Source organism: Bacteroidota bacterium (assembly GCA_008933805.1).
Lineage (GTDB): Bacteria > Bacteroidota > Bacteroidia > UBA8524 > UBA8524 > SB11.
Map to the genome: position 1 here is coordinate 253,127 of WBUH01000004.1, position 9,927 is coordinate 263,053.

A 9,927-nucleotide genomic window follows, 5' to 3' on the forward strand; every position below is an offset into this window, starting at 1 on the left:
CATTATAAATTATCACCCTCAAAAAGATTGTTGCTGTAATGTCATAAAATTAAAAAAAGACACCCTTATAAAACAAAAAAGCAGTTACACAAACGCATCTCTGCGCTGTGTAACTGCCAAAAAATTGCTTTTTTGGTGGCTTAATTAACGGGTGATGGTAAACTTAGTATTGTAAGTACCGTTTTCAGTAGTTACATATACAAAATAAACACCCGCAGTTTCGTTGCTAAGGTCAAGGGCAAAAGTATTTTGGGTAGCATCTGTTACAGTATGTACCAATACTTGCTGACCTAACATGTTAAGTACCTTAATAGTATTTGCTGTTTGGGCGCCGGTTAGTTTTATGTTCAAAGTTGATGAAACAGGATTTGGATAAGCTTCGAACATACCTTCGTTCGAAACGTTTTCAGTACCCATTACATTTATCTTAACTTCTTTGGTTGTGGTTGATGAGCAACCGTTGTCAGATATTTTAAGCGTTACTTTAAAGATACCCAAGCCCATGTATTTATAGGTATGGCCATCTTTGTCAGTACCTGTGCTGCCATCACCATAGAACCACATGTATGAGCCGCTTCCGTTTGCACTCATTGGTGTAAACTTGATGCCGCCGTCGCCGGTTTTGGCCGATTCGATATTGAAATCGCTAGATGGAGTTTGAGCAATTACAATGTTTTTGCTCTGAGTTTCGCTACATCCTGCACCGGTGGTTGCAACCAGTTTCACAGCGTATGTGCCGGGAGTTGCATACGTGGTAGTTGGGTGTGCATCGGTTGATGTACCATTACCCAAATCCCATGCATAAGACAATGAACTGCCTGCAGCAACTGTGCTGTTAGTAATCTCAATATTATCGCCTACACAAGCATTTTCTTTGATGCTGAAGCTTACAATTGGTTTTTCAGTAAAGCTTACCATTTTCTTCAATTCAGCAACGCACATGTTGGTTGATGAAGCAGTAAGAATCACTTCGTAGTCGCCTACAGCAGTAAACATTGTGCTAGCATCTTTGCTTGATGAAGTTGAGCCGTTAACACTCCAACTATAGTTTACAGTGGTTCCGGCTGGTTCAGTAGTAGTATTGGTGAAATTAATGTTTTCGCCGATACATTGGCCTGAGATAGTAAAGTTTGGTACAGGAGCTTCTACAATAGTAAGTGCTTTAGATATTGAGTCAGCACAACCGTATTCGTTCAATGCTACCAAGGTTACTTGATAAGTTCCAGGAGTAGCGTAGTTGTTAATTGGTGAAACCTCTTGGGCTACATTACCGTTACCAAACTTCCATGCATATCCGGTGTTGCCAGAAGGGATTGAAGTGTTGGTAAACGCTACTTGTTTTTGGCTACATGCTAAAGTTGGGAAGCTGAAATCAGCAGTTGGTTTAGCTGAAGTTGTTACAGGTTTGGTAATCTCTTGCATACATCCTTTTGAATCGGTTACACGAAGAGTTGCCATGTATGAACCCGCACTACCGTATGCATAGTTAGGAGTAGCTGAGGTTGAAGTTCCTGAACCGTCGCCAAAGCTCCAGTTGTAGCTTGCTGTACCATTGTAGATAGTTGAGTTATCAGCAAAAGGTACTGCACTACCCAAACAAACGTTGCCATGGGTAAAGTTTACAGAAGGTTTGCGGTATACGTTCACAGTTTTAGTAATGCTTGAGCTGTATCCGTAGTTTGAGGTTGCTGTTAGTTTTACGTTGTAAGTACCGTAAGTAGCATATTTCTTGTTATTATCTGCATAGTTGCTTTGAGTTCCGTCACCAAAATCCCAGTGGTAGCTCATAGTTCCTGAGCTGATGGTTGATGTGCTGGCAAATACTGCTGCATCTCCGTCACAAAAATCACTTACATCTGCACCTGCAACAGGACGAGGAGCAACAAATATCACCCTTTTAATGTCAGGAGCATAACACAAAGTAGTGTTTGAATATACCCTGATGGTAAATACAAGGAAGCTATCAGTAAATGTGCTGCTTGGCTTAACACGCAAGCGAAGTTTTTGTGAGCCGTTAGCAGGAGTAATAGTATAATCAGAAGCAGGAATAGTAAATCCGCCAGAAGTTTGTGCAGTTACTGAACTCAACGTCCATTTTGTGCCATACTCACCATCGGTATATCCTGTTGGCGCTAATAAGTTAAAGTCAACAGTATCGGGGCTGGCCACAATATCAGGGTCGGCCATATTACCTGAGAAGAACTGACCGCTGAATTTAGTGCCTTTCATCCACTCTGCACCCAATGGAGCAGCGTTAACATTCACTACATAAGGTCCTACATAAGGTTTACCTTTAATCCTTGCTTGGAAAGTGTATGCGCCAGAGTTATTGTAGGTTAGTTTTTGAGCAAAAGTAAACTGGGCTGAGTCACCGGGGTTCAATGTGCCGGTAAAAGGTTCTACAACTTCAGTACCGCTGTTTACACGGTAAGACATATTAAATCCTGATTGAGCATAAGGTGAGCTGTTTTTCACCCATACTTTCACTTCTTCAACTTGCATTTGGCAGTTGCTGGTTCCGGCAAGAGTTAAACGGGTTACGTTGGCATTTACATCTGTTACAAACGCACCTTGATCGGGGTCTGTCAAACTGTAATTGTTACCGTTTACGTCTTTCAAAACACCGGTACCTGTTGCACCCTGCCCATCAAGCTGAACAGTTGTAGGTGTCAAATCTCCTGTAGTTACGTTTGCAAATTTTGGATTGGTGAAAACACTATTCGCATCTTTTGCTGTGCCGGCTTTCCATGAAGCAAAGTCGGTGTAAAGAGTAATACCTGTAGCAATGTAGTTTGTACTGCCTGTACCATTAATATAATAGCTGTTGTTATCAATTACAGGAATGCTAGCATAATAGTAATATGCATAGCGGGTACCACCGGGGCGGGTGTTTGAAAACACGTTGTTAACCACAGAAGTACCTGTCATTGAAGTTGTACCGCTATATAAGTACATACAATACCTTACTGAGGTATTAGTAGCTGCTAAATCATCAGACACAGTATTGTGTGCAAACTGGATACCAAAGGGGTAGTAAGCATACAATGCATACAAAGCTCCGTTATGCTCTATATTATAAATAGCGTTTGAAGCAACTACTGAGTTACTGGCACCGCTATAGTTATAGTAGCAATAGATACCATAGGTAGTGCTGGTTAATGTAGTCATCGAGGTAAACAAGTTGTGAATCTTGTTTCCGACAATGTTGTTGCGGTAGCAATAGTAGTACATATTGATACCGTAAGTGGTAGTTGAGTTAGTACGGGTAGGACGTGAAATGTCGTTGTTTAATACATCTACTTTACTGTTGTAGTAAATATAGATACCGTATTGGTAAAAGTCTTGGATGATGTTCTTCTCCAAAGTAATAAAACCATCCACGTTTTGTGATTGGGCAGTTACCTGAATACCTACCACAGGTCCGCGGGTTGCACCCGTTCCTTTAATAGTACTGTTTTTTACGGTAATGTACTTAGCCGCATCTCCCAAAGTGGTGTTTGATGAGGTGCTGTTACACATATTAATACCAATGTTGTTGGCAGCAGTTGTGCTGGTGTTATTGGTAATTTCTACAGTACACCCGTCAAGCGTGTTGTAATACGACGCATTCATAAAGTGTACACCCCATGAATAAGTAGTACCCAACGCCTTTATATAAAGGTTGTTGATGGTTACATAATCTGCACCGTTAAAACGCAGCGTGTGCTGTGCTGTTGAGGTAGTGGATGTAAATTGTAGGATTTGTCCGCCACCGTTAATAGTGATTTTGTTGGATGCACTTGCACCGGGGATGGCGTTGGCCACTACTTGCTCGGTATAAGGACCGTTTAGTACAGTTACGTTTACACTGCCGTTTACTCCTGATGAGGACAACGCGTTGAAAAACGACTGGAAGGTGGTGTAATTGGTTGACGATGCTGCGGATGCTTTGTCGATCGTGTAGCTCCCATTAAGCTGAGCATAACCTCTACCTGCTGTAAGAGCTGTTAAGAGGGTTACTACTAAACAGGCCAATGTGTACCTGCTAACTACCTTGTAAATGTTTTCCATAGAAAAGGATTAAGTTTTAATTGAACACCGAAATTACACAAAAAACATTAAAAACAATAAAAAATTAACAAAAAACTTACTTTTATGTAAGAAAACTTCAAAAACGAAATCTAATGTATCATTTTTAGTACATTAAAGTATCATTTAAGTAAATAAAAGTTAATTTAAGTGTAGTTAATTGTAGTTGTTGATGTTTTTCATGCAATTTATAATGCGTGTATGGATCAACAGAATAAAAATTCATAATTTATTGATTTTAAACATATTACAACATAAATAGAGGGGTAAAGGGGTAGATGTTTGCTAAAAATTCTGCAGAAACGCCCTTAACAAGCATTAAACAACACTATTAAAGAGTTATTTAACGTGTTTTAATTTCAATAAATAAAATATTAAATTGTTTTGACAAACCAATGAAATCAACACATACAGAGTGTTGTGTTTGTCTAATTTATTACTAAAATACGATATATTCCTACAATATCACATGATATTACCTCTATAAAATATACCCCTTGCTTAAGACTGTCAAGGTTTAAACTGTAGTATTTATCGGATATTTCACCAAGAACAGGGCGAGATATTAACTGTCCCGTAATATTAAAAACATTAATGGTATTAATCTCAATTTCCGACTTAATATATGTTGTTCCGCTTGTTGGGTTTGGGTAAATAGTAACGCCCATCTGCTCAGCAGGTATGCGTGCGCTCAATGGGTTTATATACACCTTCTCAGTAGTAAACGATGAGCAACCGTCTTTTGATACCCTTAAAGTTACTGTAAATATGCCTGTAGACGAATACTTAACCGTATGCTCATCTTTGTTCTGGCTGTTTTGTCCATCGCCATACCACCAGTTGTATTGCCCTGTACCGTTAACAATAAGCGGTGTGAATACGATGCTTCCGTCACCCGTTCCGGCTGATTTAATAGCAAAATCACTTAGCGGAAGTTCCGCAATACGAATAGTCCGCTCAGTTGAGTCGCTACAACCTATCCCCGATTGGGCTTTAAGCTTCACTGTATATGTTCCCGGGGTGTTATACACCACATCAGGGTTGGCGTTGGTTGAGGTATCGCTATTGCCCAACTGCCACAAATAGCTCAAACTTCCGTTGTTTATTACAGTACCGTTGCTTAGTGTTATTACATCACCCACACAAGCAGTAAGCCTGGTTGAGAAGTTGGCAATCGGTTTTTCTGATATAACATACTTGCGCTTAATCTCAGACGCACAATTGTTGCCACCATCTGCTTTAAGCACCACTTCAAACTCACCAACCGATGAAAACGCATGGGTAATGTGTTTGGCTGTATCCTGCCGGCCATCTAAAGCCCACAAATACGAAACGGTTTCACCCGGAGGCTCTACGGTAAGATTGGTAAAGTTTATCAAACTTTGAGCGCATTGATTATCCAAAGCAAACTCAACGTTAGGGGTTTGTTTTATTTTAAGGATTCTTGTTGCAGTATCAACACAATCAAACTGGTTGCGCGCAATCAGTTGTACAGTATAATCACCCGGCTGGTTATAGTTGTGGTCGATGTGTTTACCTGTAGCAGTGTCTCCATCACCAAATACCCATACATAGCCTGTTGATCCGGCCGGTATGGTATTATTGGTAAACGAAATATCTTTTTGACTGCATAGCTGTGAAGGGATTGAGAAGTTTGACACCGGCTTTTGCGAAAATGTAACAGGCTTTGTAACCGTAGCCCTGCAACCCATAGCATCAAGAATTGTTAGGGAAACAAAGTATATGTTTGGGTTATTGTATAGGTAAGACGGGTTTGCGGCAACCGACCCTCCAAAGCCATCACCAAAGTTCCAGCTATACATAGCGCCACCGTTAGCAACCACGCTTTGGTTATTAAAGTTAATATCTACACCTTGGCATTTATTGCCATACAAAAAGTCGGGCTTTGGGTTAGGGTACACGGTAACCGCTTTGGTAATGCTATCTATATAACCTCTGTCAGAAATAGCAATAAGCGTAACATTGTACACGCCTGCCAACTTGTATTTTTTTGAAGGATGCGGGATGCTGCTTGTATCACCGTCGCCAAACTTCCATAAAAAACGAAGGGTGCCTAAACTAATGGATGAACCGTTGGCAAACTTCATTTCTGCATCTTCGCATACATTAACTTGGGTAAATATGGCTTTGGGTCTTGGGCTTACCAATACCTCACGAAGTACCACGGGAGCATTGCAATTGCTGGCAATAGCGTACGCTATCAAGCCCATCTCAACGCGCTTTCCGGTTTGTGATGAAGACGGCCTGTACCTTAGTTTACCATTCCCACCCGATACGGGTGCAATCCAAGCTGTATCACCGGCATTTAAACTGCCCCCGCCAATAATATTGGCCGATACATTCTTAATCCCCCATGTAACTCCATACTGCGAGTATGGGAAATTTGGAGCTGCTTGAAACTCATACGTTATGGTATCAGGGGCAGCCACAATATCAGGCTCTATAGTTGTGCCGCCAACAAATAATCCGTTGAAAGGGTTGCCCATTGTCAAAACCCCGCCAATTGGCGCGGCCTGTACATTAATATGATACGGGCCAATGTCTGGTTTAAGACCGATACGGGTTACTATCGAGTAAACTCCAACAGTGGTGTATGCTACGGGCTTGCTGAATGTGAACAATGCAGAATCGCCTGCACGTATTACACCTGCATACTTTTGCGTTACGGGAGTACCGCCATTTAATGAGTACACAACATCAAAGTTGGATATATCCAATATTGAGTTGTTCCTAATCATTACCCGCATACTATCAGCAGAGCCTTGGCATCCGTTACTGTTAAGTATTGCGCGGCTTACGTTAGCATCAATTGTAAATTCAAAAGCTCCGGGGTCTGGCTTGGTAACATCTCTTGCGCTACCGTTCAAGTCGGTAGTGACAATACATGTAGCACCAACTCCATCCACCATTATGTTTTCGGGGGTTAAATTACCCGAGGCAAGATTTGAGAACTTAGGTGTATGTGATACTGAGTTTTTATCAAACGGTGAACCTGAACCTGTTGCTCCCTGCCACCCGATTAATGTTTGAAAGCTCTGGCTGTTTGTAAAACCGATGTATGAGTTTGAGCCTGATGAAACAAACAGGTTGTTGTTGTCAATGTCTATAGCCGAACCGTCTTGATACACTGCGTAGCGGGTGGCTGTACCTCCCCTAACAAGTGACACAATATTGTTCTTAAATGCTGAACCTGATGACGCGCAGGCATTTTCGTGATAGAAACCAAATATACTGCCCGAAGTTGTAGAAGCATTATCGTTAGAAATTGTGTTGTGCAATATGTTTACATTCGGAGAACATCTAAGGTAAACACCATACCATTTGCCTTGATTGCTGTTTTCGTAAATAATGTTGTTTGCAATACGCGCATCGGTGGCGTTTTGGATGTTTAGCCCGTAAAAGTCTACAAACAGTGATGATGAGATTACACTTTTAAAGCAGTCATAAATACGATTCCCCTCAATCACACATTCCCTGTTAGCGTTTATTGCGGCGATACCGTTGCTATTTGAAATATTTTGCAACAAGGGTCTCGAGACATGGTTTTGTGTTATGGCCGCTCCCCTGCAATTGGTCATGTAAATACCTGTTTCCCTAAAGCTCCTAATATGGCAGTTCTTAATCAGCATGTTAGAGGCTACTGAGCCTGACGACTGGGGGTTTAGAAAGATACCGTACCAAGGACTACCGCCCGCACTGCCCGAAACAATACAGCCCTGAAGGGTAAGGTTTGTTGCTGCCGCACCTGATGAAAACGGATTTGATAGTGAAGAGCAAACAACAATGCCCCCGCTTGTATTGTTAAAAGTAGTGTTATTAGGAATTACTATTGTGCAATCCTCAAGTTTATTGTTATCGGCGTTGTTTGTTATGTGTACACCCCATGAATGGGTGCTGTTTATTGCCCTAATCTCAAGGTTCTTAACTGTTATATAATCAGCGCCGTTAAGCCTGAGGGTGTATCCGTTTGCTGCAATTGAACCCGTATAATCATAACTGAGGATTTGATTATTGCCTTGTACAGTAATGGTGTTTATAGAGTTTACTCCACTAATGGCATCAATTTGAACCTGCTCAATATAAGGGCCGTTTGATACGTTTACAGATACTGCTCCGCTTACCCCAACCGAAGCGGCATGGGTAAAAAACGATTGAAAAGAAATGAAGTTGGTGGTACTTGGAGAAGCTAAACGATTAATAGTATAACTACCTGCTAACGGCTGGGCAACAGCACTCACCGCAGTAGTAAGGATGAACCCTACTACCAAAACAAAGTATGCGCCTATGTTTTGTAGCCGACGGTAGAGATATGCCATATAGCCTCTTAAAGGTATAATAAAATACTATCAAAGTTAATTAAATAAAATATAAAACACTATATGTCACAAAATCAGCACAAACCCTCATAAAATAAAAAGGCCGCCCGAAAATTCGGGAGGCCTTTTACATAAGAAACAGACAGTTATCGTGAAATCGTAATTTTTTGTGTGGCTACAGCTCCGTTATTTTGCACTTGAACAAAATAAACACCTGCCGATGCTTCGGTTAGGTCTATTGCCAACTTACCGTTCACAAATGATTCAGCATTGTATTGCCTTACCACTTGACCGGCTACGTTAGTAACAACAACTTGTTGCGCGGCATCAGCTCCCATATCAACTACAAAGTTTCCTGCACTAGGGTTAGGGTATATAACAATGTTAGCAGCGCTTGCATCATTTATACCTGTGGTGTTAAGTGAGAAATCTTTAGTAGTGTATGATGAACAACCGTTATCGGTTATTTTAAGGGTGATTTTGAAAATACCTGTTGCTGCAAAGAAACGGTAGTTATGGTTGCCTTTATCAGCACTGGTGCTACCATCGCCATACAGCCATAGGTATTCACCTGAACCATTTGGAGCTTCAGGCTTAAAGGTAATAGTTCCATCACCGGTTTTAGCTGATTCAAAAGTAAAGTTACTGTTAGGTGTGTTTGCTACCGCGATTGACTTGGTGATTGTTTCTGAACAACCTTGTGTAGTTGAAACAGTTAGTTTCACAGTCATAGTACCGGCAGTAGTATAGGTAGTTGTAGGTTCAGCAACGGTTGAAGTTCCGTTACCCAAATCCCAGTCATAGGTCAAAGTACTTTGGTTAGCTACTGAGCCATTTTTAAATTCAACCAATTGGCCTACGCAAGAGTTTTGAGGAGCATTGAATGAAGCGATGGGCCTTTCAGCCATTGCCACCAATACTTCTTTAGAGTTCTCGCAACCATTGGTCGACATAGCTTTTAGTACAACTTTGTAGCTATCAGTTCCCAAAAATGTATGCGTTTCGTTTTTAGTTGATGAAGTTCCGCCATCACCAAAATCCCAGCTATAAGTAACTGTTGTTCCTGCGGGTTCGGTTGAAGTGTTAGTAAAGCTTACAGGCTCACCAACGCAAGCTGCATTAGTGGTAAAGTTTACAACCGGAGCTTCAACTAAAGTAAGTGCTTTAGATATTGAGTCAGCACAACCGTATTCGTTCAAAGCAACCAAGGTTACTTGGTAAGTTCCGGGAGTAGCGTAGTTGTTAATTGGTGAAACCTCTTGAGCTACATTACCGTTACCAAACTTCCATGCATATCCGGTATTGCCCGAAGGGATTGAAGTGTTGGTAAACGCTACTTGTTTTTGGCTACATGCTAAAGTTGGGAAGCTGAAATCAGCAGTTGGTTTAGCTGAGGTTGTTACAGGTTTGGTAATCTCTTGCATACATCCTTTTGAATCGGTTACACGAAGAGTTGCCATGTATGAACCCGCACTACCGTATGCATAGTTAGGAGTAGCTGAGGTTGAAGTTCCTGAACCGT

At 41.2% G+C, this 9,927-nt stretch carries 3 protein-coding genes; all 3 read right to left on the minus strand.

What is annotated here, in order from left to right; genetic code table 11:
• Nucleotides 1–144 precede the first annotated feature (144 nt).
• Nucleotides 145–4,050, minus strand: a complete 3,906-nt coding sequence (locus F9K23_06190; GenBank protein KAB2917340.1) for a PKD domain-containing protein — start codon at nt 4,048–4,050, stop codon at nt 145–147.
• Between the two features lie 446 nt (nt 4,051–4,496).
• The gene (locus F9K23_06195) at nt 4,497–8,405 is read right to left on the minus strand and encodes a PKD domain-containing protein (GenBank protein KAB2917341.1); all 3,909 of its coding nucleotides are present in this window, start codon (nt 8,403–8,405) and stop codon (nt 4,497–4,499) included.
• 146 nt (nt 8,406–8,551) lie between these two features.
• Nucleotides 8,552–9,927: PKD domain-containing protein (locus F9K23_06200; GenBank protein ID KAB2917342.1), on the minus strand; the 1,376-nt coding region annotated here is incomplete at its 5' end.